Source organism: Microlunatus speluncae (assembly GCF_009299835.1).
Classification (GTDB): Bacteria; Actinomycetota; Actinomycetes; order Propionibacteriales; family Propionibacteriaceae; genus Microlunatus; species Microlunatus speluncae.
In genome coordinates this window covers 358,294-383,474 of the sequence record NZ_VKCZ01000003.1, presented here as the reverse complement: position 1 = coordinate 383,474, position 25,181 = coordinate 358,294, and the positions used below count along the sequence as shown (strand labels likewise).

22 protein-coding genes are annotated in these 25,181 nt (G+C 70.3%); 11 read left to right on the top strand and 11 right to left on the bottom strand.

What is annotated here, in order from left to right; all coding sequences use genetic code 11:
* Positions 1-95 precede the first annotated feature (95 nt).
* The 3 genes from FNH24_RS05205 to FNH24_RS05195 are packed head-to-tail and all read left to right on the top strand — an operon-like array spanning position 96 to position 2,894.
* Complete coding sequence (locus FNH24_RS05205) at positions 96-1,049, top strand: DUF389 domain-containing protein (protein WP_152361079.1); 954 nt, start codon at positions 96-98, stop codon at positions 1,047-1,049.
* Positions 1,046-2,047, top strand: a complete 1,002-nt coding sequence (locus tag FNH24_RS05200) for a methyltransferase domain-containing protein (protein WP_152361078.1) — start codon at positions 1,046-1,048, stop codon at positions 2,045-2,047. The genes FNH24_RS05205 and FNH24_RS05200 overlap by 4 nt, the downstream gene beginning before the upstream one ends.
* Positions 2,048-2,057: 10 nt before the next feature.
* Entirely contained in the window at positions 2,058-2,894 is an 837-nt protein-coding gene (locus tag FNH24_RS05195; RefSeq protein WP_152361077.1) for an aldo/keto reductase, read from the top strand.
* A 705-nt stretch (positions 2,895-3,599) separates the two neighbouring features.
* On the opposite strand, the gene FNH24_RS05190 is transcribed toward FNH24_RS05195, so the two are convergent.
* A complete protein-coding gene (locus FNH24_RS05190; protein ID WP_152361076.1) occupies positions 3,600-4,502 on the bottom strand; it encodes an RNA polymerase sigma-70 factor in 903 nt (300 codons plus the stop codon).
* 156 nt (positions 4,503-4,658) lie between these two features.
* Between FNH24_RS05190 and FNH24_RS05185 the strand changes: the two genes are divergently transcribed.
* Entirely contained in the window at positions 4,659-6,005 is a 1,347-nt protein-coding gene (locus FNH24_RS05185; protein ID WP_152361075.1) for an FAD-binding oxidoreductase, read from the top strand.
* A 28-nt stretch (positions 6,006-6,033) separates the two neighbouring features.
* Here FNH24_RS05185 and FNH24_RS05180 read toward each other — a convergent pair whose 3' ends face one another.
* Together FNH24_RS05180 and FNH24_RS05175 are read right to left on the bottom strand one after the other, a co-directional pair.
* Positions 6,034-7,332: an outer membrane protein assembly factor BamB family protein gene (locus FNH24_RS05180; protein ID WP_152361074.1), complete on the bottom strand. Its 1,299-nt coding sequence runs from the start codon at positions 7,330-7,332 to the stop codon at positions 6,034-6,036.
* A 49-nt stretch (positions 7,333-7,381) separates the two neighbouring features.
* A complete protein-coding gene (locus tag FNH24_RS05175) occupies positions 7,382-9,007 on the bottom strand; it encodes a succinic semialdehyde dehydrogenase (RefSeq protein WP_152361073.1) in 1,626 nt (541 codons plus the stop codon).
* A 216-nt stretch (positions 9,008-9,223) separates the two neighbouring features.
* On the opposite strand from FNH24_RS05175, the gene FNH24_RS05170 reads away from it, so the two are divergent.
* The gene (locus FNH24_RS05170; RefSeq protein ID WP_246186751.1) at positions 9,224-10,975 is read left to right on the top strand and encodes a glycoside hydrolase family 2 protein; all 1,752 of its coding nucleotides are present in this window, start codon (positions 9,224-9,226) and stop codon (positions 10,973-10,975) included.
* Positions 10,976-11,002: 27 nt separating this feature from the next.
* Here the strand turns inward: FNH24_RS05170 and FNH24_RS05165 are convergent, their stop codons facing one another.
* The 4 genes from FNH24_RS05165 to FNH24_RS05150 form a co-directional block, all read right to left on the bottom strand.
* Positions 11,003-12,271 (bottom strand): RNA polymerase sigma factor, encoded by a 1,269-nt coding sequence (locus tag FNH24_RS05165; protein ID WP_152361072.1) that lies wholly within the window; start codon positions 12,269-12,271, stop codon positions 11,003-11,005.
* 4 nt (positions 12,272-12,275) lie between these two features.
* A complete protein-coding gene (locus tag FNH24_RS05160; protein WP_152361071.1) occupies positions 12,276-12,653 on the bottom strand; it encodes a YciI family protein in 378 nt (125 codons plus the stop codon).
* On the bottom strand, positions 12,650-13,108 hold the full coding sequence (locus FNH24_RS05155; RefSeq protein ID WP_152361070.1) for a DoxX family protein: 459 nt from the start codon (positions 13,106-13,108) through the stop codon (positions 12,650-12,652). Before FNH24_RS05155 ends, FNH24_RS05160 begins: the two co-directional genes overlap by 4 nt.
* Before the next feature lie 136 nt (positions 13,109-13,244).
* On the bottom strand, positions 13,245-16,175 hold the full coding sequence (locus tag FNH24_RS05150; protein ID WP_152361069.1) for a helix-turn-helix transcriptional regulator: 2,931 nt from the start codon (positions 16,173-16,175) through the stop codon (positions 13,245-13,247).
* Between the two features lie 218 nt (positions 16,176-16,393).
* Here FNH24_RS05150 and FNH24_RS05145 point away from each other — a divergent pair, with 218 nt between their 5' ends.
* The 5 genes from FNH24_RS05145 to FNH24_RS05125 all read left to right on the top strand — a co-directional run bounded on the left by FNH24_RS05145 (position 16,394) and on the right by FNH24_RS05125 (position 20,139).
* On the top strand, positions 16,394-16,609 hold the full coding sequence (locus FNH24_RS05145; RefSeq protein WP_152361068.1) for a hypothetical protein: 216 nt from the start codon (positions 16,394-16,396) through the stop codon (positions 16,607-16,609).
* Positions 16,610-16,629: 20 nt separating this feature from the next.
* Positions 16,630-16,872 carry a hypothetical protein gene (locus tag FNH24_RS05140; protein ID WP_152361067.1) on the top strand — a complete coding sequence of 81 codons (243 nt, stop codon included), beginning with the start codon at positions 16,630-16,632 and terminating at the stop codon, positions 16,870-16,872.
* Positions 16,869-17,108 carry a hypothetical protein gene (locus tag FNH24_RS05135; RefSeq protein WP_152361066.1) on the top strand — a complete coding sequence of 80 codons (240 nt, stop codon included), beginning with the start codon at positions 16,869-16,871 and terminating at the stop codon, positions 17,106-17,108. The genes FNH24_RS05140 and FNH24_RS05135 overlap by 4 nt, the downstream gene beginning before the upstream one ends.
* Before the next feature lie 127 nt (positions 17,109-17,235).
* On the top strand, positions 17,236-17,637 hold the full coding sequence (locus FNH24_RS05130) for a MarR family winged helix-turn-helix transcriptional regulator (protein ID WP_152361065.1): 402 nt from the start codon (positions 17,236-17,238) through the stop codon (positions 17,635-17,637).
* Between the two features lie 66 nt (positions 17,638-17,703).
* Positions 17,704-20,139, top strand: coding sequence for a polysaccharide lyase 8 family protein (locus FNH24_RS05125; protein WP_152361064.1), 2,436 nt, complete (start codon positions 17,704-17,706; stop codon positions 20,137-20,139).
* A 50-nt stretch (positions 20,140-20,189) separates the two neighbouring features.
* On the opposite strand, the gene FNH24_RS05120 is transcribed toward FNH24_RS05125, so the two are convergent.
* The 4 genes from FNH24_RS05120 to FNH24_RS31360 all read right to left on the bottom strand — a co-directional run bounded on the left by FNH24_RS05120 (position 20,190) and on the right by FNH24_RS31360 (position 24,102).
* On the bottom strand, positions 20,190-20,468 hold the full coding sequence (locus FNH24_RS05120) for a hypothetical protein (protein ID WP_152361063.1): 279 nt from the start codon (positions 20,466-20,468) through the stop codon (positions 20,190-20,192).
* A gap of 189 nt (positions 20,469-20,657) precedes the next feature.
* Positions 20,658-20,933 (bottom strand): DUF3817 domain-containing protein, encoded by a 276-nt coding sequence (locus FNH24_RS05115; RefSeq protein WP_152361062.1) that lies wholly within the window; start codon positions 20,931-20,933, stop codon positions 20,658-20,660.
* A gap of 1 nt (position 20,934) precedes the next feature.
* Complete coding sequence (locus FNH24_RS05110) at positions 20,935-21,420, bottom strand: DUF2269 family protein (protein WP_152361061.1); 486 nt, start codon at positions 21,418-21,420, stop codon at positions 20,935-20,937.
* Between the two features lie 234 nt (positions 21,421-21,654).
* Complete coding sequence (locus FNH24_RS31360; RefSeq protein ID WP_161606005.1) at positions 21,655-24,102, bottom strand: hypothetical protein; 2,448 nt, start codon at positions 24,100-24,102, stop codon at positions 21,655-21,657.
* 138 nt (positions 24,103-24,240) lie between these two features.
* Here FNH24_RS31360 and FNH24_RS05100 point away from each other — a divergent pair, with 138 nt between their 5' ends.
* Positions 24,241-25,179 carry an aminoglycoside phosphotransferase family protein gene (locus FNH24_RS05100; RefSeq protein ID WP_161606004.1) on the top strand — a complete coding sequence of 313 codons (939 nt, stop codon included), beginning with the start codon at positions 24,241-24,243 and terminating at the stop codon, positions 25,177-25,179.
* Positions 25,180-25,181 lie beyond the last annotated feature (2 nt).

The following is a 25,181-nucleotide window of genomic DNA, read 5'->3' as shown; positions in this document are numbered from 1 at the left end:
GAATCCCGGCCGCCGCCGGAGCTCTCGACTCGCCCGGTCCTGACACGTCGGAGGGTATGCGATTCTGTACGGCGAATCGAGGAGTGGAGGGACCCATGCTGCATCTACGCGTGATCTCGCCGAGCTCGCTCACCGAGCGGACCCTGGAGCTGCTCCGCGACGACGAGGCCGTGACTCACCTGTTCGTGCTGACCGGTGCCGCGCAACGCCCGGTCGGCGACGTGATCAGCTGCGACATCGCCCGTGAGGGCGCCGAAGACATCCTGGAACGGCTGCGCGGGCTCGGCCTGGAGGAGCACGGCGGGATCAGCGTCGAGCAGGTCGATCTGACCCTGTCCACCTCGGCCGAGCTGGCCGTGGAGCGGACCCCGGGCGATCCGGCGGACGCGATCATCTGGTCCGACATCCAGCAGCGGTCCGGCGACGAGGGTCGGGTCAGCTGGACGTACCTGGTGTTCATGAGCGTGGCGATGATCATCGCCAGCATCGGCGTGCTGCTCGACCAGCCGATCCTGATCGTCGGCTCGATGGTGGTCGGTCCGGAGTTCGGGCCGCTGGCGGCACTGTGCACCGGGATCGTCGCACTGCGCCGGTCCTTGATCAGCAGGGCCGCGCTGACCCTGCTCGGCGGCTTCCTGTTCGGCATGATCATCACCGTCGGCTGCACGCTGCTCCTGACTGCGCTCGGCCTGATCGACCGGAGCATGCTGCTCGATCCACGGCCGCTGACCAGCTTCATCTGGCAGCCGGACGCCCTGTCCTGGGTGATCGGCCTGCTGGCCGGGATCGCCGGCATGCTGTCGTTGACCGCGCAGAAGTCCGGCGCCCTGGTCGGCGTGCTGATCTCGGTCACCACCATCCCGGCCGCGGCCAACGCGGCGGTGGCGATCGCGTACGGAGTGCCCCAGGAGGCCGGCGGATCGGCCCTGCAGTTGTTGATCAACCTGGTGGCGATCATCGTGGCCGGCGTGATCACCCTCGTCGTCCAACGCTTCGCCCAGTCACGGCTGGCCGAGCGACGTCGGCGCCGCTCGGCGGCGACCGCATGATCACCGACCGGCTGGAGTTCCGGACCATCGGAGGTGCCGAGGAACTCCTGGTCGAGGAACTCCGGGACACCGGCCTGACCGAGCTGACCGTGGCCGAGCGCCGGGTCACCGGCACCCTCGCCGGCGACCCGGAACTGCTGCCCCGGCAGCGGCTGTTCTCCGCGGCCGCCCTGCCGCTCGGTGACGCGGCCGAGCCGGACCTGGCGCCGCTGACCGCCTCGATAGCCGGCGGCATGATCAACACTCTGGTCCCGGCGGACCGACCGGCGACCTTCCGGGTCGGGCACGACTCGGCCGAGATCCGTGCCGCGCTGACCGAACGGCTGGTCGAAGGGTTCGGCTGGGTCAACGATCCGAGTGACTGGCTGATCAATCTCACCCGGTACGGCGAGCGTTGGCTGGCCGAGCTCGGCCCACTGCACTGGACCCGGCGCTTCGGCCGGCTGGAACGGCTGCCCTGGTCCAGCACGCCGGTGCTCGCCGCGACTCTGGTCCGGCTGGCCAAGATCGGCGCCCGCGACCGGGTCGTCGATCCGTTCTGCGGCAGCGGCACGCTGCTGTTGCTGGCCGGACTGGGCGAGCCCGGGACCCGGTTGACCGGCTCGGACCTCGATCCGGAGGCGATCCGGCTGGCGACGATCAACCTGGAGCGGTTCGGCGTCACCGCGGCCCTGCGCGCCGGTCCGGCGGAGCGGATCGAGCTCGGTGATCACAGCGCGGACCGGGTGCTGGCCAATCTCCCGTTCGGCAAACGGGTCGGTAGTCACCGGTCCAACGAGAAGCTCTATCCGGCGGCGTTGCGGGAGGTCGCCCGGATCCTTGATCCCCGCGGCCGGGCGGTGCTGCTCACCGACGACAAGCGGCTGTTCCTCGACGCGTTGCAGCGCACCGGCGGGATCAAGATCATCCGGGAACGGGTGCTGACCTTCGGCGGCGTCAGCCCGACCGCGTACGTGATCACTCCGACCGCCGGTCGGCGAAAAGGTTCGCGACGCTAAGCTGATCATCATGACGGACGTACCCGAGATCACCCTGAACAACGGCGTCACGATCCCGCAGCTCGGGTTCGGCGTCTATCAGATCCCGCCGGAGCAGACCAAGGACGCGACGCTGACCGCGCTGGAGATCGGCTACCGGCACCTTGACACCGCGCAGATGTATCGCAACGAGCGCGGCGTCGGCGAGGCGGTGCGCGCGTCCGGGCTGGCCCGGGAGGACGTCTTCGTCACCAGCAAGCTCAACAACCCGCACCTGACCCGGGACGACCAGCTGGCCTCGTTCGAGCAGACGCTGGCCGAGCTCGATCTCGGCTACCTCGACCTGTTCCTGATCCACTGGCCGCTGCCGACGGTCCGCGACTTCGTGGAAACCTGGCGGGTGATGGAGGAGATCCTGGCCGGCGGCAAGGTCCGCGCCATCGGCGTCTCCAACTTCGAGCCCGCCCATCTGGATCGACTCGCCGCCGAGACCGACACCGTGCCGGCGATCAACCAGATCGAGGCGCACCCCTACCTGACCAACGACACGGTCCGGGCGTACGACTCCGAGCACGGCATCGCCACCGAGGCCTGGGCGCCGATCGCCAAGGGCAAGGTCGCCGACGACCCGGTGATCAAAGGCATCGCCGAGCGCCTCGGCCGTTCCCCCGCCCAGGTCACCCTGCGCTGGCACCTGCAGCGCGGCGACATCGTCTTCCCCAAGTCCGTCACCCGCAGCCGAGTCGAGGAGAACTTCGCCCTCTTCGACTTCGAACTCTCCGACGACGACCTCGCCGCCATCACCGCGCTCAACACCGACGCCCGGATCGGCCCCCACCCCGACGCCATGGACCGGGTCACCACCTAGCTGGCGGCTGGACCCACGTTCGATTGGAGCGGGGTGTTCGAATGAGCCCGGCCGAAGCCTTGGGGCTGGCGTGATTCAGCCCGGATTCTTGCGCGTCTGGATGCGAGCCTCGCGCGTCACGTTCGGCCTTCGGAGACCTTCTTGGCGCCAACTGGGGCGGCTCAGGGCGCCCCTGACGTTGGGCCCGCCCCGATTGCCTTCCAGCGGCGTCGAGTGGTGAGTTGTCCACGTGCGTACGGCCTTTCGACGTGGATAAGTCGCCACTCGGCGAACCCGCTACCGGCAGCCGGAGGTCCGGCCGGTCGGACGCCGGACTGGCTCCGTTGCCGCCGAAGGTTCTCTGCCCCTCGCCGCCACGGCGCGGCACCCAGCCTGATCACCGGCAAGGAAGCGCCCTGATTCCTGGGATCCGCGCACCGAGTGTGACCTTAACGACGCAGGTCCGCCCTTTCGAGGTCGCTATCGTCACACTCGACGACAACGCCTACCGGCGGCCGGCCGGCCAAACGTGACCGACGCCAGAACCACCCCCCCTTTTGCCGCCGAAAGGTCTCCATCCGCCAACCCTTCGGCGCGGCACCCAGCCCGACCACCAGCCAAAGTCCGCGACACCACCACCGACGGCCGATGGACACGGCGAGTGGACCGGTTGGCCACGCTGCGGCCGCTTTCGACTGGCGTGAGCGTCCACTCGGCGAGGTGGGATCACCGACCCGCCGGGCTCCGGGTGATCATGGTCGGCTGGGCGAGGCGGGAGAGCTTCGCGGGGTTGCGGACCAGATAGATACCGGTGACCAGAGCCCCGTCGAGGCGCAGGGTCAGGACGGTGTTGATCTTGCCGTCGCCCCGCAGGACCAGGGCGGGCCAGCCGTTGATCATGACCTGTTCGATCGACTCGAGGCCGGGAATCGGCATCCGGAGCGACAACTGCTGGAGGATCCGATCGGCGCCGACCAGCGGCTCCAGGGTGGCCGGGACGACGCCACCGCCGTCGCCGAGCAGCACCACATCGGGGGCCAGCCGGTCGACCAGACCCTGCAGGTCGCCGGTCTCGACCGCCCGCTGGAACGCCTGCAGGGCGACGCCGGCCTCCTCCCGGGAGACCTCGCCGCGCGGTCGACGCGCGGCCACGTGTTCCCGGGCCCGGTGCGCGATCTGCCGGACCGCGGCCGGGGTCTTGTCGACCGCCGCGGCGAGCTCGTCGTAGCCGAGGGCGAAGACCTCCCGCAGCACGAACACGGCCCGCTCGGTCGGCGACAGCGTCTCCAGCACGAGCAGCATCGCCAGCGACACACTCTCGGCGAGCTCGACGTCGTCGGCCACGTCGGGGGACGTCAGCAGCGGCTCCGGCAACCACGGTCCGACGTAGGACTCCCGGCGCCGGCCGAGCAGGCGCAGCCGATCAAGCCCTTGCCGGGTGACGATCCGGACCAGATAGGCCCGCGGGTCCCGCACCTCGTCAAGATCAACTCTTGCCCACCGCAGCCACGCTTCCTGCAGCACGTCCTCGGCATCGGCGGCCGAGCCGAGCAGCTCGTAGGCCACCGTGAAGAGCAGATTCCGGTGCTCGACGAAGATCTCGGTGGCGGCGTCCGGACTGCTGGACATGGTGCTCCTCTCGCTCGGCGGTTCTCCCATAAGACTCCACCGGTCACGCCGGTGTGACACCCCACGACCAGTGAGCTAGGTCACATCGCGGATCGGTCACATCGGCCCGAGCGGCGGCGTCTTGTGAGCGTTCAGCTGACCCGGAAGGAAATGATCATGAGCGCCACCTTCGAACTCCTCCACCGTGACTTCGGCGGAGACATCATCGACCCCACCAGCGATCGGTATCCGGCGGTGAGCCGGACGACCCTGACCACCGGCAGCCCGGCTGTCGTCCTTCGTCCCCGGACCGCGGTCGACGTGCAACAGGCGGTACGTTTCGCCTCCGGCAGCGGTCAGCCGTTGTCCGTCCGCGGCGGTGGTCACGGGTTCCCCGGCTTCGGCACCAACGACGGCGGGGTCGTGATCGATCTCGGCGAACTGACCGACGTCGAGGTGATCGACTCGGAGCGGCACCTGGTCCGGATCGGCGGCGGCGCCACCTGGGGCCGGGTCGTGGATGTGCTGGCCCCGGACGGTTTGGCGATCTCGTCGGGCGACACTCGCAGCGTCGGCGTCGGCGGGTTGACGCTGGGCGGCGGCATCGGCTGGAAGGTCAGGAAGCACGGTCTCGCGCTGGACAGCCTGGTCGCCGCCGAGGTGATCACCGCCGACGGCGAGTTGGTGCGGGCAAGCGTAGATGATCAGGCCGACCTGTTCTGGGCGCTGCGCGGCGGCGGCGGCAACTTCGGCATCGTGACCGCCTTCGAGTTCGCCGCCCACCGGACCACCGACGTGCACTTCGGCAAGATCACGTTCCCGGCCGACCAGGCGGCCCGGGTGCTCCAGGGATGGGCCGAGCTGCTCCGCGCGGCACCGCCGGAACTCACCGCCATTGCCGATCTGGCCAACCCGATCGCCGGTGGACCCGAGGCACCGGTGCAGGTGCACGTCGCCGTGGACACCGATGATCCCGACCTCGCCGACCGGATCCTCGATCCGATCCGCCGGTTGGGCCCGGTGATCACCGACGACGTGACACTGCGACCGTACGGCGACGTGCTGGTCGAGGGCCAGACGCTGCCGCCGGGGCTGCAGTTGATCACCCGGAATGCCTTTGTCGACAAGGAGTCCGTGCCGCAGGTGCTGGAGCTCCTGGCCGAGGTCGGCACCTCGGGCCGGTCGCCGTTCATCGCGATCCGTGGCCTCGGCGGCGCCGTGTCCCGGGTCGCCGACGACGCCACGGCCTACGCGCACCGGCAGGCCGAGTTGATGATCGTGACCATCCTCGCCGGCCCGCCGCCGGTGATCGAGGCGGCGAGCCCCGGCGTGGCGGCGTTGTGGCAACGGCTGGCTCCACACGTGACTGGTGCCTACGCCAACTTCCTCACCGGAGCGACGGAGGCGGACGTGGCCGCGATCTATCCGACCGAGACCCGCCGACGGCTGGAGTTGATCAAGCATCGCTACGACCCGGACAACCTGTTTGCCGGCAACCACAACCTTCGGCCCCGCCGGTCCTGAAACCGCGTCGGCACTCCGGCCGGCCGCGTCAGGCCGGGGTGATCCGGTGGGTCTCGAACCCGGCCGACCCGGCGACGACCAACCAGCGATCGTTCACGCCGACCAGGATTCCCTTCACACTGGGCGATCGCGGGCCGCCGGTGCGATCGACCGCGACCACGCCGATCAGGGGGACCTCGCTGTCGGAGGTCGACTGGTTGCTGCTGTAGCTGCCCCAGAGATGGGGGCCGACTCCGATCGCGGGCTCGAATTCCAGCCCGCCCGGCCTGCGCCGGCCCTGCTCGGGCTTCCCTTCCGGAAGCCGTTGGGTGAGGAAACCGTTCGGGCCGCGGGACCACCAGTCCACCCCCGTGTCCCAGACGAGCAAGGGCGAGTCGGTCGCCATCGGGGTCGGCGGCGGCAACTCGGGATAGTCGATCCGTCGGCCGGTGGAGAGCTGGACGATCTCGTACTCGCCCATGGTGGGACGGGAGGGCCAGATGACGGTGTAGTCGGCCGCGGTGGCGAAGATCATGGTCGGTTCATCGAGCTCGTGCTCTCCGGTCCAGCGCGGTTCGCCGGTCCGAGCGTCCAACACGCGGGGAGTCCAGACGGCTCGGGCATCGGAGCGCCGGTCGCCCTTCGCTGCCACCACGGATTCGCCGTCGGCCGCCAGGCCGACGAGATCCGGCTCCGACCAGAGCTTCTCCCCGGTCCTGGCGTCGAGGGCGATCGTGCTCACCTCCTGCTCGGGCGTCGGCCAGTGCGGCCCGAATCCCGGCGCGACGACCATGATCACGACCTCGCTGGACACCGCAGTGATCACCGCGCGACTCTTCGATCGCTCCGTCGTGGCGGCGAACCCCCAGACCGGTGCCCCGGTGGCCAGGCTGACGCCGACCACTCCGCTGGTCGCATTCGGGCCGCTCTCGCTCACGTACGAGAGCGGCAAGATGTCGTCGGCGGCTTCCAGCACGGGATTCGACACCATCCTGCCGAACGAGCTGAGCGATTCCTTCCCGCAGCCGCCGACGAGGACTCGGCCGACCGTGGGCGCGGTGATCGGCGAACCGACGGAGAGCGACCACCGGCGGGCCCCGGTCGCGGCGTCCAGGGCGGTGAATCGTTCGGGTTCGGCCTCGGCGCCTTCCGCCAGGACGACGGTGTCACCGAGCAGGGCCACCCGGTCCTCCAGCGCTGCGACCCCACGCCCGGCCTCGGTCTTGATCACCTTCTCCCAGACCTTGTCCAGCTTGAGCTGCCGAGCAGCCGGCCCGGGGCCGGCCGAGCACGCGCCGAGGATCGGGACGGTCACCAGGGCGGCCAGCAGGGTACGGCGATTCGGCACGGAGGCATTCTGGCAGCCGAAGAGATCTTCGCTCCCCGACACTCGCCGATCATCGGCCGGGCAGGTGCTTCAACACGCGGAGCAGGGCGGTCATGCCGCGGCGGTAGAGCCGGCCGCGGAAGGCGCCGAACTCGCCGGTCGGCAAGATCGACTGGACGGCGACGGTCTGCGTCTGGGTCACGGCGAGCAGGGATTCGCGGCCGTGCCGATGGCCGGCGCCGGAGGAGCCCCAGCCGCCGATCGAGGCGTGCACCGAGCCGTAGGCGGCGGCGAAGCCGTCGTTGATGTTGATCTTGCCCGACCGGAGGCGTCGCGCGATCCGCCGGCCGGCGGCCACGTCGCGGGTCCAGATCGACGCGTTCAGGCCGAATTCGGAGTCGTTGGCCAGCGTGATCGCCTCCTCGTCGGAGTCGACCGCGGTGATCGCGACCACCGGGCCGAACGTCTCCTCGCGATAGCAGCGGGCCGTCGCCGGCAGGTCGGTGAGCACCGTCGGCCGATAGCAGTACGGGCCTGCCTCCGGCACCGCCGCGCCACCGGTCAGCACGTTCGCGCCGCGGCCGACGGCATCCCGGACATGAGCCGTGACCTTGGCCAGTTGATCAGCTGAGGTGAGTGAGCCGATGTCGTAGTCGTCGCCGTATCCGACCCCGACCCGCAGCCGCGAGGTGACGGCCACGAACCGCCGGATGAACTCGTCGGCGACCGAGCGCTGGACGTAGATCCGCTCGATCGACTCGCACAGCTGTCCGGCCGAGGAGAAGCAGGCAGCGACCGCCCCGGGCACGGCCCGGCCGAGATCGGCGTCGCCGCGGATGATCATCGGATTCTTGCCGCCGAGCTCGAGACTGGTCCCGATCATCCGGTCCGCCGCCCGCTCGGCCACCAGCCGGCCGGTGGCAGACGAGCCGGTGAAGATCACCTGATCGGAGCGGTCGATCACCGCCGGGCCGACCTCGGCGCCCGACCCGTTGACGATCTGCCACAGCTCGGCCGGCAGCCCGGCCTCGATGATCAACTCGCGGCCGAGCAGGGCCGTCAGTGCGGTCTGACCGTCCGGCTTGTGCAGCAGCGCGTTCCCGGCGATCAACGCGGCGAGGCCGTCGCCGACTCCGAGCGAGAACGGGTAGTTCCAGGGGCTGATCAGGCCGATCACGCCGACCGGGGCCTGCCGCTGGCGGACCCGGGTGAAGATCGGGATCGCGCCGGGCAGCGACCGCGGCGTGAGCACGGGCCCGGCGACCAGGCCGAGGAAGCGGGAGAGCAGCGCCACCTCCAGCACCTCGGTGAAGGCGTGACCGCGGGCCTTGCCGGTCTCGGCCTGGATCACGTCCAGCAGACCGTCGGCCCGGTCCAAGATCAGGTCGTGCAGCCGCAGGCCGACCGCCGCCCGCTCCCGTGGCGCCACCTCGGCCCAGGACTGCTGCGCCGCCCGGGCCCGGCGGACCGCGGCATCAAGATCATCCGAAGTCGAGGTCGGCAGCTCGGTCAGCGGCTCGCCGGTGAACGGCTGGATCACCGACGACGGTTCGCCGGTCCCCGCGACGCCGCGACGCAGCCGGCCCAACCGGTCCGGCGCCAGTGACGAGGGCAGCATGACCTCCCGCCGGGCGGTGCCGACCAACCGCAGTCTCGGCCGGTCGGCTCGCCGCTGACGTGATCCTGGTCCGGTCATACCGCAAGTCTGCTTCGCCCGGAGTCCGACGCCAACCAGGCCCGCCGCAGTGATCAGTGAACGAATGCATGGGACTGCCGCGCGGCGCCCGCCGGAGTCTGCCACGATAGACGACCGTTGCTGCTGTTCGCCGTCCCCGATCCGTACCGAAGGAACCTCGTGACCGACATCCCGAGAGCCGAGTACCCGCGCCCGCAGTTTCGCCGCGATCGTTGGTTGAACCTCAACGGCCAATGGCAGTTCGCTCAGGACCCGGGCGACAGCGGCTTCGAACGCGGCCTGGTCAGCAGCGACCTGCCGGACATGATCACGGTGCCGTTCGCGCCCGAGTCGGAGCTGTCGGGCATCGGCAACGTCGACTTCCTGACCGCGGTCTGGTATCGCCGCGAGGTGACCGTGCCGGAGGACTGGTCCGGTGATCGGGTGCTGCTGCATTTCCAGGCCGTCGACTACGACGCGACCGTGTGGGTGGACGGGGTCGAGGTCGGCCGGCACCGCGGCGGGTTCACCGGCTTCACGGTCGACCTCACCGACGCCGTCACGCCCGGCCGGCCCTGCTGGCTGACCGTACGCGCTCGGGACGACCGGGACAGCCCGCAGCCGCGGGGCAAGCAGTCCACCCGGTTCGAGAAGTACGGCTGCCTCTACACCCGGACCACCGGCATCTGGCAGACGGTCTGGCTGGAGTCGGTGCCGCGGCACCACCTGCGGCGGCCGCGGATCACGCCCAACGTCGCCGGCACCTCGTTCGAGTTCGAGCTGCCGCTGTCGGAGAACCGCGACAACACCATGATCAGGATCGCGATCACCGACGACGCCGGCACGGTCGCGGTCCGGTCGGTCCGCGCCGATCTTGATCTCAGCCCACGGACCGAGGTCCGGCTGCCGTCGGAACGGGCCCGGCGTTGGTCGCCCGACGACCCGTACCTCTACGACATCGTGATCGAGCTCCGTGATCTCGACGGCAACCTGATCGACTCGGTGGTCAGCTACGCGGGCCTGCGCAGCGTGTCGATCGTCGGCATGCAGGTCCGGATCAACGGCAGCACGCTGTTCCAGCGACTGGTGCTCGATCAGGGCTACTACCCGGACGGGATCATGACCGCGCCGACCGACCAGGCGTTGATCGACGACATCCGGCTCAGCCAGGACGCCGGCTTCAACGGCGCCCGGCTGCACCAGAAGGTGTTCGAGGAGCGGTTCCTCTATCACGCCGACCGGATGGGCTATCTGGTCTGGGGCGAGTTCGGCGACTGGGGTTGCGCCACCGGCCGCGGCCCGTTCGATCATCAGCAGCCGTCGCAGGGTTACGTCACCCAGTGGCTGGAGGCGGTCGAGCGCGACTACTCCCATCCGAGCATCGTCGGCTGGTGCCCGCTGAACGAGACCTGGCAGGTGATCGACGACAAGATCACGGTGCTGGACGACGTCACCCGCGGCATGTTCCTGGCCACCAAGGCGCTGGACACCAGCCGGCCGGTGATCGACTCCTCCGGCTACGCGCACCGGGTCGCCGAGACCGACATCTACGACTCGCACAACTATGAGCAGGACCCGGCCAAGTTCGCCGCGATCATGGCCCCGCTGGCCGAGGGCAAGCCGTATGCCAACCCGGATGATCAAGGACCGGAGCGGCGCTGGTCGCTGCCGTACCGCGGGCAGCCGTATTTCTGCAGCGAGTTCGGCGGCATCTGGTGGAACCCGGACGTCGCCGCCTCCGGCGTCGAGCAGGGCGACTCCTGGGGCTACGGCGACCGGCCGCGGACCGAGGAGGAGTTCTACGAGCGGTTCGAGGGCCTGCTCAAGGTGCTGATGGACGACCCGAACATGTTCGGCTACTGCTACACCCAGTTGACCGACGTGTTCCAGGAGCAGAACGGGATCTTCTTCTTCGACCGCAAGCCGAAGTTCGACCTGGCCCGCCTCCGCTCGGTCCAACGCCGAGTAGCCGCCATCGAAGCGGAGTAAACCCCGAGTTGTCAGACGCAGACCACGCTATGACGTGGTGTGCGTCTGACAAGTTGGGGGGTTGAGGCGGGCGGCGCGGGAGTGGAGGTAGCGACGTTCCGTGGCGCTGAGGGTACGGCGGGCCGCCTCCTGGTACGCCTGGTGGGCCGCCGCGTGGTCCCCGCTCTGCTCGAGCAGGTGGGCCCGGACCGCGAACAGCCGGTGGTGATCGGCCAGTTGCGGATGATCAGCGACCTCGGCGATCAGGCGCAGCCCGGCCGCCGGCCCGTCCGCCATCGCGACGGCGACGGCCCGGTTGAGCGTGATCATCCGATCGTCCGACGTCCGGTCCAGGACGCCGTACAGGGCCGCGATCTGGGGCCAGTCGGTGTCCTCGTAGCGCTCGGCCTCGGCATGGCAGGCGGCGATCGCCGCCTGCAGTTGATAGCTGCCGGGGCGATGCCGCGGCAGCACCTGCTCGAGCAGCGCGATCCCCTCGGTGATCATGGTCCGGTCCCAGCGCGCCCGGTCCTGATCGGCCAACGGGATCAGGTCACCGGCATCGTCGGCACGGGCGTCGCGGCGGGACCCGGTGATCAACATCAGCGCCAGCAACCCGGCGACCTCGAGCTCGTCCGGCAGCCGGGACCAGAGCAGCCGGGTCAGCCGGATCGCCTCGTCGGCCAGCTCGACCCGCTGCAGGTCCGGGCCGGAGGAGGCGGTGTAACCCTCGTTGAAGATCAGATACAGCACCTGCAGTACGGCGGCCAGCCGGTGATCCCGGTCCGCCGGCTCGGGCATCCGGAAGCGGGCGCCGGAGTCGAGGATCCGTTGCTTGGCCCGGGTGATCCGCTGCGCCACGGTCGTCTCGGGGATCATCAGGCCCCGGGCGATCTCGGCCGTGGTGAGGCCGCCGACTGCGCGCAGGGTGAGGGCGATCTGGGACGGAGCCTTCACGTCGGGATGGCAGCAGAGGAACACCGTGATCAAGGTGTCGTCGCGATCCTCCGGCCGGGTGATGCCGGGCGTCGGCGCCGCCGGTGGGACCTCGCGCACGAAGTCGCGCTGCTCCCGCTGCCGCCGGGACTGCTCGCTGCGCATCAGGTCGGTGAGCTTGCGCCCGGCCACGGTGGTCAGCCAGGCGGCTGGATTGTCCGGGATCCCGGACTCCGGCCACTGCGTCGCCGCTGCCAGCAGGGCCTCCTGGACCGCGTCCTCACAGAGATCGAACCGGCCGTAGCGGCGGGTGAGCGCGCCGAGGGCCTGCGGCGCGATCTCGCGCAGCAAGCCCTCGAAGCCGCTGGTTCCGACCGGCATCGCGTCAGAACTCGGCGCCGGCGTCCTCGTCGACCGGTCTCAGCTCGACCCGCTGCTCCACCAGTCCGGCGAACCGGCCGGCCAGCTCCACCGCCCGATCATGGGACTCGGTCTCGACGATCAGGAAGCCGGCCAGCACTTCCTTCGATTCGGCGAACGGTCCGTCCGAGGCGACCGGCCGACCGTCGCGCAACTCGACCGTCAACGCGGTGGACGGTGGGGTCAATCCGTGGCCGGTGACCAGCTCGTCCGACTTCTGCAGGTCGTCGATGAAGGCCGCCATGTTCTGAAAATGATCTTTGACCCGTTCCTTCGGCCAGACGCTCCAGTCCCAGGCGGACTCGTCGCCGAAGGTCATCAGCATGTACTTCACGAAAGTCACCGTGCCTTCCTCGTCGCTGCGCGATCACTGTACCGACGTACGGCCCGGACCGTGGCGACGATCCGGTCCCGGCGCAGCACGATCACCACGGCCGCCACGACCGCGACGGCGAGCGGGACCACCGGGCTGGCGCCGAGGGCGGTGACGCTGGAGACGACCGCGCCGAGCATCAGGGCGGTCAGGCCGATCGCGGCCAGCCCGGCCAGCGGCGGGATCAGCAGGCCGACGGCGCCGGCCACCTCGAGCGCGCCGACGACGTACCGCAGCCACTGACCGGCGCCGAGGGCGTCGAACATGGCCACCATGATCGGGTCGCCGGTGAGCTTGGGGACGCCCGCCAGCACGAACTCGGCGGCCAGGACCACCTGGAGCACCCAGGTGACGATCGTGCGGGCTCGGCTGCGCCCGCGGAAGGCGACCCGGGTGGGGGCCGAGGAAAGGGTCTGCGTGGTCATGATGAGCTCCTCTGTGGGGTTGCTGTCACCCCTCGTACGGAGCCGTCGACGCCGTCACGACAGTTCGTCGGAGATTTCTGCGGATAATCTTCTGCGGCGGTCGCTCGGATCGCCCGCGGCGCCGTTCGACCCTGCGCTACTGGTCGAGTAGTCCCCGGCGCCGGGCGAGGGTCGCGGCCTGGGTCCGGCTGGTCGCTCCCAGTTTGGTCATGATGTTGGACACGTGCACGCTGGCCGTCTTGCCGGTGATGAACAGGCGTTCGCCGATCTCCCGGTTGCTCAGGCCGTCGGAGATCAGCGCCAGCACCTCCTGCTCCCGGCGGGTGAGCAGCGCGGCCGCCGACTGATCGACCGGTCGCGGGTCCAGGGTGGCGAGCTCGGCCACCAGGGGCCGGGCGCCGAGTCGTTCGGCCACCTCGCGGGCCCGCCCCGCCAGCTCTCGCGCGGCCTCGGTCCGGCCGGCCAGCCGGAGGGCGGCGGCCAGCCGGGCCTGGCTCCGGGTCAACTCGGGCAGGTGCGGGAAGCGGGTGAAGGCCTCGACCGTCCGCGTCCATCGCTCGACCAGCTCGGTCGAGTCCGTCGGCAACCCGAGCCGCTGGTCCAACCGGAGCCGTTCGGCGTGCACCCGGGCCAGCCACGCCGCGCTTTCCACCCCGAGCGGCCGGCGCTCCTCGGCCGCGGCGACGATCCCGCGCACGTCGTCCAGCAACGCGTCGGCACGCTCGGTCCAACGCTGCTGCTCGTCGGGTTCGCCGCGGACCAGGTCGGCGGCGATGCCGATCATCAGTGCGCTGAGCCGGATCCGTCCCTGCGGGTCGGTCCAGTGCGCGGTGACCTCGGCGACCGCCTCCTGATGCTGCCGCCAGGTCCGGTCCAGGTCGCCGGTCAATCCGCACAGCTCGACCGCCACCCCGCCGCTGAGCATGATCACCAGGACGTCGGTGGGCCAGGCCCGGCGGGCCCGCTCCATCAACGCCAGGCCGGCCGGGTCGCCGCGGCCGGCGGCGACCTGCATCTCGATCGTGGCCAGGGCCCCGTCCAGGCCGGTCGGCGGGCTCTCGCCGGAGGTGTCGGCGATCCGGAGCGCCTCGTCCCAGTCGCCGCGGGTGTAGGCCACCAGACCGCCCAGCAGCCGGGCATCGATGCCGTACGGCGCGTAGCGCCGCCCGGTCTCGGCGGCCCGCGTCGCGCCCTCCAGATAGAGCCGCTGCGCCTCGTCCAGCTGGCCCTGCTCGTAGTGGCCGCCGGCCAGGTGGAACAGCGCGCGCAGCTCGGTCGCGTCGCCGCGCCGCCGGGCCTCGGCCAGGATCCGCCGCAGGGCCGCCCGGGAGGCTTCGGTGTTGCCGAGCTGCTCCTGGATCTCTGCCAGCAACGCCGCCATGTCGCTGGCCACCTCGGTCAGGCCGAGCCGGTCGGCCATCGCGCACGCCTCCTCCGCCACCCGGATCGCCTCGTCGTGCCGAGACCGGTCGGCCAGCGCCTGGGCGTGGATCCGCAGCACCCGGCAGCGCAGCTCGCTGTCCGGTTCGGCCGGCACCAGCGTCAGCGCCTCGGACGCCACCACGAGCGCGTCGACACCCAGATCGGTGATCAGGGCGGCACCGGCCAGCGCGTGCAGCAGCCGGGCCCGGTCCATCGGGTCGTGACCGGCCGGCAGCTGCTCGAGTTGATCTTGAACCAGCGCGACGCCGCGCTCCGGCACCCCGGCCGCGATGGCGGCGAAGGCGGCCCGGGAGACGATCTCGACCGGGTCGATCTCGGTCGTGTCGATCAACGGATCGGTGATCAGTTCGATCACCGAGGTGTAGTGCCGCAGCGCCTCGTCCGGCCCGCCCATGATCATCGCCTCGTCGGCGGCCTGCACCCCGGCCCGGACCGCGGTGCGGTGATCATGGGCCGCCAGCGCGTGCCGGGCCAGATCGGCGGCGGGCGCGCGCGGATGATCACACAGGGCCTGGACGTACGCACCGTGCAACCGGACCCGCTCGCCCGGCAACAGATCCTGGTAGACCGCCTCGGCCAGCAGGGCGTGGCGGAAGGCGTAGTGGTCCGGGTCGTCGCTGATCAACACGTGCCGCTCGACGGCCTCGCGCAGGGCCCCGTCCAGCTCGATCGGGTCGAGCCCGGTGACCGGCTGCAGCAGGTCGTGACCCACCCGCCGACCGGCGACCGCCGCCGACCGGACCACCTGGCGCGCCGCCGGCTGCAACCGGTCGACGCGCAGGATCAGCAGATCGGCCAGATCGTCCGGGACGCCCTGCGGCATCGAGCCGGCGGCGATCAGTTCCTCGGTGAAGAAGGCGTTTCCTTCGGCCCGGTCGATCACTCGCCGCAACCCGTCGTCGGACAGCTCGGCTCGCAGGCTGCTGGCCAGCTGCCGGATCGCGTCGTCGGGGAGCGGGCCCAGCTCGATCCGGTCGACCGTCGGCAGCTGGAGCCAGCCCGCCGCGACCGGCCGCAACGGGTGCCGCCGGTGCAGGTCGTCGGTCCGGTACGAAATGATCATCGTCACCGGCGCCAGAAACGGGCGGGCCAGTAGGAAGTTGATCAACTCCAGGCTCGACCGGTCGGCCCAGTGCACGTCCTCGACCAGCACCAGCAACGGCTGCTCCGCGGCCAGATCGGTCAACGTCACCCGTACCGCTTCGAACAACGCGCTGCGACCCAACCGCGGCGTCGTGTCGTCGGCGGCCTGATCGATCAGGGGTCGCAGGGCCGGCCGTTGATCGACGAGCTGTCGGGTCTGCGGATCGGCGGTCAACCGGCCGAAGACGTCGACGAACGGCAGGTACGACAGCGGGCTGTCACCCAGATCCATGCACTGGCCGACGGCGACCCGCCAGCCCCGCTCGGCCGCGGTCTCGGCCAGCGTGGACAGTAGTCGGGACTTGCCGATGCCCGCCTCGCCGGTCAGCACGACGTTGCGCCGGCCCTGCCGGGGTTCCCCGGACAGCCCGATCAGCGCCATCAGCCGGGCCAGCTCGGCGTCGCGGCCGAACATCCGCCGCTGGGATCGCCGGACCTCCTCGACCGGCGATCCGGGGCTCATCGGCTCCGTCCTGGTCACGGCCCCATCATGGCCCAGACTTGCGTACTCATCGGTCCTGCAGCGGCCGTACGGACACCTGAGGTAGGTGCCTTAGCCGCACCCCCGGGCCCTTAGCGGGCCTTCCGGAGCCTGTGCCCGACCTGGATTCGGGGATATCGACCGATCTCCGGCCGGGGTCCTTAGAACCAGGCTGGCCGCATCGAAAGAGATCAGAAAACGATGCGGAGGACCCCGCGATGAGCTTGACCAAGGACTACTACACGGCAGCTGAACTCGCCGCCCGGCAGCACCGTGAGCTGCTGCTCCGGCCGTTCGCCACTGACCTCGAAGAAGCCACGGACCCCCGGCCGGCCGAGAAGGCACGCCGGCGCGGATGGCGGCTGGCCAAGCTGGCCGAGCCGTCCAGCCGACAGCTGGTCGGTGCCTGGGCCACCAACTTCGTTCACGGCTGAACCAGAAGGAGATGACAGCCATGAGCTCCAACCACGATCCCCACAACTCCGGCGTCTTCGTGCTCGGCACGGCCGTGCTGACGGTGCGGCCCGAGCGCCGCACAGCACCGCCGACCGAGGCCGAGCTGTTCCGGGACGAGCTGACCAGGCTCGCTGGTACGAAGACCCGGCGACCCGGCCTGTTCGGCCGGCTCCGCTCCGGCACCGGCCGGGCCCGGCGGCGGCCCGTTCCGACCCGCGAACCCGTCGGCAGCCGATCATGATCACGCTGCTGGACGTGTTCCTGCCGGAGGCGTCCCGCCGATCCCGGCCGAGCCGGCCGGCGGGCCGGGTGTCACCGGCGCAACGCCGGCTGTGGCAGGCCGAGCTCTACGGGCCCACCGTGCCCGAGGAGCCGCGGTCGGCGCGGGAGCGGGCGCCGCGCCGGGTCACAGCTCGGCAGCGGGCCGCCGGCTCCGCTCACATCGGGCACGCCGACGATCTGGTCGTCACGAGATGAACGCGACCCACCTGCGCTACCGCGTCCTCCGCTGAGGCGCTACTAGGCTGACTTCCACGCCATGCCATGGACCTGGAGAGGGGCGTTCCGTTTGTCCGAATCCGCCCCGATCTCCGCCTCGGCCGTCATGCAGTTGATTCTCTCCGGCCGGGCCCTGCAGGCGCGGGTGGAGGCCGACCTCGCCGAGCTCGGCCTCACCCTGCGCCATGTGGGCGCGCTCGGCCACCTGTCCCACCGCCCGGACCTGTCCTACAGCGATCTGGCCCGGCGGGCCGGGGTGACTACGCCGAGCATGCTGGCGACCGTGCGAGCGTTGGAGGAACTGGGAGCGGTGCGCCGGACGATCATCGGCGCCGGGCATCCGGCCCGGCTCGAGGTGACCAGCTCGGGCCGGAAGCTGCTGGACCGGGTCAAGGCGGTCGTCGACGGGGTGGAGCGGGAGCTGCTCGGCGAGCTGACCGCGGCCCAGCGCGCCGCCCTCGCGCAGACCCTGCTGACCGCGACCAAGATCAAGACCGAGCCGCGCTGACCCTGTCGGATTGGCAAGATCGGGAAAGGTCTAGGCCTGGGCGGTGAGCCCGTTTAGCGTGGACCCATGACCAGTCCAGCGGGGGAATCGGCCGACCACAACAGTGACCGGAGCGGCTGGCCGCGGCGGCGGCTGCTCGCGGTCGCCGGGGCGTCGCTGGTCGGAGCGGGGCTGCTGCGGAACGCGGCACCGGCCGCCGCCGCGACCGGATTCCAGGCGCTGCGTGAGCGGGCCGCCGGGCTCTATCTCGGCCGGTCGTTCGACGCCGCCACCGAGCCGTTCAAGACCGCGCTGGCGTCCATGATCACCAAGGCCTCCGGGTTCGCGGCAAGCTACGCGCCGGCCACCGGCAAGCTCTGGCCGGACCTCGACTACGCCGACCCGGACCCGAACACCGACCCGGACTCGTTCGGCTACTCGTCCCGGCTGACCGGGAGCTATGCCCGGCTGGTGACGATGGCCGAGGCGTACGTGCGCCCCGGCACATCGCTGACCGGCGACGCCGCGCTGCTGGACAAGATCATCGACGGGCTGGAGCAACTCGATGCCGAGGTGTACGGGGCGGGCCGGAAACGGTTCGGCAACTGGTGGGACTTCCAGATCGGCACTCCGCAGAAGCTGGCCACGATCGCCGGCCTGATCTTCGACCGGCTGTCCGCGGAGCAGCGGGCCCGGTACGCGGCGGCGATCGAGCACTTCGTCCCCGACGACGCCGTGGCCGACTACACCGGCACCAGCACCGGGGCCAACCGGGTCGATCTCTGCCGTGGGATCATCGGCGGCGCCATGATCAGCGAGAACGCCGATCGCCTGGCCCTCGGCCGGGACGCCCTCTCCCCCGTCTTCCCGTACGTCACCGCGGGGGACGGCTACTATGCGGACGGCTCGTTCGTGCAACACACCTGGGTGCCCTACATCGGCGGCTACGGCGCGGTGCTGATCGACGGGCTCGGTTGGGCGTTCGCGCTGCTGGCCGGGTCCGAGTGGGAGATCACCGACCCGGGTCGGGAGCTGTTCCTGGCCACGATCGAGCTGGCCACCGCCCCGTTCATCTACAACGGGCTGATGATGGACAACGTCTCCGGCCGCGGCATCAGCCGCAACAGCAGCAGCGAGTTCCGGCGCGGCACCCCGGTGCTCGGCGCGATCGCCGTGATCGCCCAGGGGGCGACGGCCGAACAGCGCACCCGCTGGGAGTCCATGATCAAGGGCTGGCTGGCACGCAATGATCACGACAATCCGCTGATCGATCCCGGCCAGTCCCTGGTCCGGCTGGGCAACCTGAAGGCGATCATGGACGACGCCGCGGTCGAGCCGGCCGCGGAACCGGTGGAGCATCGGGTCTTCGGCAGCCAGGACAGGGTCAGCCACCGCCGGCCGGGCTGGGCGGCCGCGGTCTCGATGGCGTCGAAACGGATCGCCTACTACGAGGTCGGCAACGGCGAGAACCTGCACGGCTGGCAGACCGGGTCCGGCTGGCTGCAGTGGTGGACCGACGCCACGACGGCCCAGTATTCCGACGCCTACTGGCCCACCGTCGACCCGTACCGGCTGCCCGGGATCACCGCCTCACTGAAGCCGCTGGCCGACGGTGCCGGCGGCGAGTGGGGCAAGGCCCGGCCGGACACGAACTGGTCGGGCGGCTGCACCGACGGCGAGTTCGGCGCGGCCGGCCAGGACCTTCAGGGCCCGCTCTCCACCTTGCGGGCCAAGAAATCCTGGTTCAGCCTCGACCACGGGATCCTCTGCCTCGGGGCCGGGATCACGGCGACCGACGGGTTCGAGATCGACACCGTCGTCGACAACCGACTGGTCGGTGATCAACCGCGGCAGACTCTGGTCGACGGCGTCGCGCTGCCCGGCGAAGCCGCCGGCGAGGCACACTTCGCCCGGGCCCGCTGGGTGCACCTCGAGGGACACGCGGGCTACGTCTTCCCGTCCGGCACCCGGATCACCGTGCTGGACGAGCATCGCACCGGCAGCTGGCGGGAGATCAACAAGGGCGGCCCGGAGACGCCGATCACCCGCCGCTACCTCACCGTCTTCCTTGACCACGGCGTCGATCCGACCGATGCCCGCTATGCCTATTGGCTGCTACCGGGGGCGAGCGCCGCGGACACCGCGAAACTCGCCGGACCCGAATCACGCGGTCGCTACCAGATCACCGCCAACTCGGCCGTCGTGCAGGCGGTCGACGTTGATCATCTCGGGCTCACGGCGGCGAACTTCTGGGCTGCGGCCGGAGCCGGATCGATCACCGCGTCGGGGCCGGCCAGCGTCCTGATCCGCCGCGCCGCGGACGGCACGGCGCTGGTCTGCGTCTCCGATCCGACGCGGGGCGCCGGCCCGCTGACGATCACCTGGGACCGGCCGGTGGCCGAGGTGATCAGCAAGCCCGCCACGGTTTCCGCGATCAGCACCGGAGAGCGACTGTCGATCACCTTCAGCGGCTTGGCCGATGCCGCCGGAGGCACCCAATCGGTCCGCGTCCAACTCGGCTGACCGGGCCGTCAAGTCCGATCCTTGGTCTGCCCGGCCCGACACGGGTCACCTCAGCCCAGGTACCCGAAGAACCCGACGAACCCCGCAAGCGGCAAGACCAGTATCCCGAGGACCAACCCGAACACTCCCCACATCCGGCCGCGCCGGGTAGCGACGGCCACGACGGACAGCACGAAGCCGGTCAAGCCGGTGCCGACCCCCGCGTTCGACATGACCGAGGTGAATGGCAGGACCGCTTCCGGCGACATGGCCGGGGTGTTCATCAGCAACCAGACCGCTAGCCACGTGAACAGCACCGTTGCCGTGACGACGAGGGCAAAGGCGATCACCCCGAGCGCCCGGGAGCGGCGAGGGTTGCCCCGGTCCGGCGCGAGCTGTTGATCCGGCCCTGTCGGCGGGCGCGGACCCGGATGCGAAGCCGGCCCGTTCCGGGGTGGCGTCGGTTGATCGAGCGGCGGGTGGCTGTCCACCCGGCACAGTTCAACGTATCGCTGGGAATTCGTCCACTTCCGCGAGCATCACGGGAGGCTGCGGTCCGGTTCCGGCCGTGGAGTGAGCAGTCGCAGTGCGAGCAGGCCGCCGATCCCGGGCACCAGGGAGAGCAGCCTGGTGCCCAGGGCGGCCGGGCGCACGGACAGGGCGGAGCCGATCACCAGGAGGTACGCGCAACCGTGGACCGGGCCGAGCAGCGAGGAGACCGGCGCGAGGTGGATGGTGGCGAGGTTGATCAGCAGTACGGCCAGCGAGGCGGCCTCGACCACGCCGGCGATCCGCAGCAGGCGAACGGCGGACATCTCAGTGCACCCCGGTCGTCGATCCGGGCCGCATGATCATCAGGATCACGACCACCACCCAGATCAGCGCGAAGGTGCCGGTGAACCCGCCGAGCCGGCCCAGCTCGCGACGGGCCGGTCCGGTCAGCATCTCGCCGCCGTCGATCAACTGCAGCATCGCTTCCTGGCGTGGCAGGACCAGCAGGATCAAGATCAACGCGGCGGCCGCGGTCAGCACCATCGACACGATCAGCCAGGTCTCGCCGAGCACGCCCATCCTGGCTCCGGTGGCGATCCCGAACACCGGGACGGTGACTCCGAGTGCCGCGTAGACCCGGCTGATCCGATTCAGGACGCGCACCACAGCAGCCGCCCCGCTGCGCGGATTCCCCGGCTCCGCCGCGAGCGCAACCCGAGCGCTCCGCGGAAACATGCTGGCCGCGACCGTGACCGGCCCGATGAACAGGATCGCCGCGACGACATGGATCGAGAGCAGTACACCGCTCACCCCTCCTCCAATCCCGCCGACCCGTCACATCCGCGGCCGTTCTGGCGGCGTGTCGCAGCCGATCTGACGACCCGGCGATCCTCGTCCGCACCCTCCGTTAGCTCTACTATAAGCCTAACTAACGGTAGGCCCGAAGCTGGCACTGCCTCGGCCCATCGATCCGCGCCTCGCCCACCTAAGGGCGAAGTCGTCTGTCGGAGGCGAAGAGCTCGGCAGGGCGTCCCGCCGCGGGGGTCAGCAGGGGCCGGTGGTGGCGCCGGTGACGTGGTTGGGGAAGCCGAGGTCGGTCGGGCGTGGGGAGTTGCTGCGGCAGGAGAGGGAGCCGCGGATGTCGTTGCTCCGACTGATCGTCCGCCAGGCTTCGGTGTGATTGCCGGTCAGCGTGACCGATCCGGTGATCTTGCTGTGCTCCAGACCGAGCTCACCGGTGGTGCCGGTGAGCGTCACCGACCCACGGATGATCGTGGTGGTCAGCCGGATCGACCGGGCGCCGGTGGCGGTCAGGCTGCCGGTGATCGTCGAGTCCGCGGACTCCAGCGATCCACCCGGCTGGACGACCACCGAGCCGGTGATCTCGGCCCGGTCCAGGCAGACCCGGTCCTTGATCACCAGGGAGCCACGGTGCTTTCCGGTGATCACCCTGGTGTCGTCGTCGACCTGGCACGGGCCGTGCAGGTCGATCGAGGCGGTGATCGGCGTCTTCGAGGACAGCTTCCAACCGGCCCCGTTCTCGAACCCACCGTTGATCAGATCCAGCCCGATGGTCTCGACGTGATCGAAGCCGATCTCGTTCTGATAGCGGGCGATCTCGCCCTTGCTGCAGACGGCGAACTCGAGCTCGACCTGCTTCTTGCCCTTGACCAGATTGGTCAGGTCGATCACCCCCTGAAGCTCGGAACCGTTGAGATAGAACCACGGCCAGTAGTCGCCGGCATCGCGGTCCCAGATCGTCCGGCCGTCGATCCGCAACTGCTTGAACAGATTGCCGAAGTCGGCCTGATGCCAGTCCGCGTGCCAGAAGGAGATCTCGTAGCGGCCGAGCCCGGGCAGCACGTCGACCGTCTGGGTCGCGGTGGCGCAGGTGTCGGCCGGGATCGGGGTGTCCTTCGGGGTGGCGAACTGCAGCCGGCCGTTGCCGTAGAGCGCGCGGTTGTCCCGGCCGATCCGCAGATTCGGCCAGTCGTTGAACGAGACCGGGGTGAACTCCTTGCCCTGATAGCGGGCGAAACCGGCGCTGACCGCGTTGAACGTGGTGGTCCAGCGGTCCGGCGTGTAGAACTCGATGTGCGGCTGCAGCGTCGGCTGGTTGCGGTCCAGCGTCCAGTGCGCCTCCGACTCGACGTCACCGTTCTTGATCGTGAACCCTTCGGCCGAGATGTCGTCGATGGCGACGTCGGCCGGCCACCAGGCCACGCCCCGGGCGTGGAACAGCCGGAACGCGATCGTCGCGGATTCCTTGCCGTGCAGGACTTCGGTCAGGTCGACCGTGCTGGCCAGCCACTCCATCCGCGGGTCGGCCGACACGTCGCTCTGCCACACCACCTCGTCGTCGACCAGCAACTGCTTGAGCTGGTAGCCGGAGAGACCGCCGTCGTCCTGATCATGGTGATGGAAGGTGATCGATCGCGGTCGATCATCGTCCGGCACCGTGACGCGCTGCGCCGCGGCCGCCCAGGAACCGTCCTCGGTCGGGGTGAAGTTGCTGACGCTCAGCGAGAGCCGGCCCTGCCCGCTGTGCGCCCAGTAATCCCAGCTCGGCGCCTGTTGCTCCAGCTCCACCGGCGTCCCGTACGCGATCACGCCGGTGATCCGGCCGTCGCGCACGTACGGCTCGGCCCGGTCCAGCATCGCAGTCGCGTAGCGGTCGTCGGGGTAGATGATGCCGTCCAGGAAGCGGCCGTTGTAGACCAGCAGCACGAGCTCCAGGTCCTCGGCGCCGGTCACCGCCAACGCGTCGTCCAACCGCCGCTCCAGCCAGGTCGGATCGATCGTGTTGTTGGTGAATCCGTTGTACGGATAGATCACGCCGTCCAACGCATCGCCGATGATCGCCATGTGCTCGGCCGTGATCTCGCCGAAGTAGAGCGTGACATACCACTTCAGGTCGGGGTTGATCCCGTCCATGATCGTGCGGATCTCGCCCAGATACTCCTTGGTGAAGAGCTTGCCGTTCTCGCCGACCAGGAAGTCGTCGATGCCCCAGGAGACGACGTTGTCGTAGCGCACCGACAGCTCGGCGATCGCCTTCGCCCAGGCTCGATAGTCCAGGTTGTACGGGCGCGAGCAGCGGCCGTCCAGATGCGTGGTGTCGTTGAGATAGCACTCGCTCGGCGGCACGATGTAGACCATGATCTCGATCCCCGCCGCCTGCGCGGCCGGGGCGAACTCCTCGACCAGATCCGCCCAGTCGGTGTCCTGATCCCAAACCGTGTAGGAGTACATCGTCACGTTCAGCTCGCGCAGCCGCTTGATCATCGCCGGGGTGTCGAGATGCCGATAGCCGTCGGCCCGCGGCTTCTCCTCGCGCAGCGGCGCGGCGATCGTGTTGCCGCCGGACATCGCGGCCAGGAAGGTGTCCTCCGGCAGCGCCGATCGCGCCGCGGGTTTCGCCGCGGCGAAACCTGGGGCGATCAGGGCCAGCAGACAGATCAGGGGTCCGAGCAAGAGGTGAAGCCGACGCATCGTCGTGCCCTTCCCGAGAGATGTTTCGATATATCGAATTTATCTTCCAGTTAACCCTAAGATCATTTCCCCGCTCCCGACAACCCCCATCCCATCCGCCCCGGCCCACCGAGGCTCGACACCTGGTTGACTCGCACGGTGCCCGACGCGCCCCTGCCCGTGCCCGACGCCCTGCGGTACGAAGTGCTGCGCCGCAGCCCCGAAGCCGGCGCTCGGTGGCTGAACGACCTTCCGTCCCGGTGCGCCCGGCTGTGTCGCCGGTGGGGGCTGCGGATCGACGGGCCGCCGGCGCATGGTGCGGCGGCGATCGTCGTCCCGGTGGCCGGGCCGGGCGGCCGGTACGCGCTGAAGTTGATCAGCCCGTGGACCGACGCGGCGGCCGAGCGGGCGGCACTCGAGGCGTTCGCCGGCGACGGTGCCGCCCGGCTCCTCGACGCCGACGAGGACGCCGCTGCCCTGTTGATCGAATGGCTGCCGGGTCCGCCGTTGATCACCGAACCGGACCGGGTCGCCGCGATGCGGATCGCCGGCGAGCTCGCCGGCCGGCTCGGCCGAACCCCGGCCCCGGCCGGCACCCGAACCCTGGCAGCGGGGGCGGCGGACTGGCGACAGGAGTTGATGGCCCAGCACGCGGCGGCCGAGGCCGCCGGGGAGGCTTTCAGCGACGAACTCCTTGCGCTCGCGCTGGACGCGGTGGACGAGCTCGCGACCGACCGGACCCGGACGCTGACCCATGGCGACCTGAGCCTGGACAACATCCTGGCCGCCGGGCCGGGCCGCTGGGTGGCGATCGACCCGCTGCTGCTGATCGGGACCGTGGCGCACGACGTGCACACGATCGCCCGGAGCCAGCTGGGCGCGGTGATCACCGACCCGGATCCGGCCGGCCGGCTGGATGCCCTGACCCGGGAGGTGACCCGGGCCGCCGGAGTCGATCATGGCTGGGCCCAGCGGCTGTCACTCGCCCGCTATGTCGCCTCGGCCTATTGGGAGGCCCAACACGACGGCGAGGCCGCGAATGTGCACCGACTCCGCGCGGCGGTGTTGATCACCGCCCGGCTGGTCGGCCGGGCCTGACC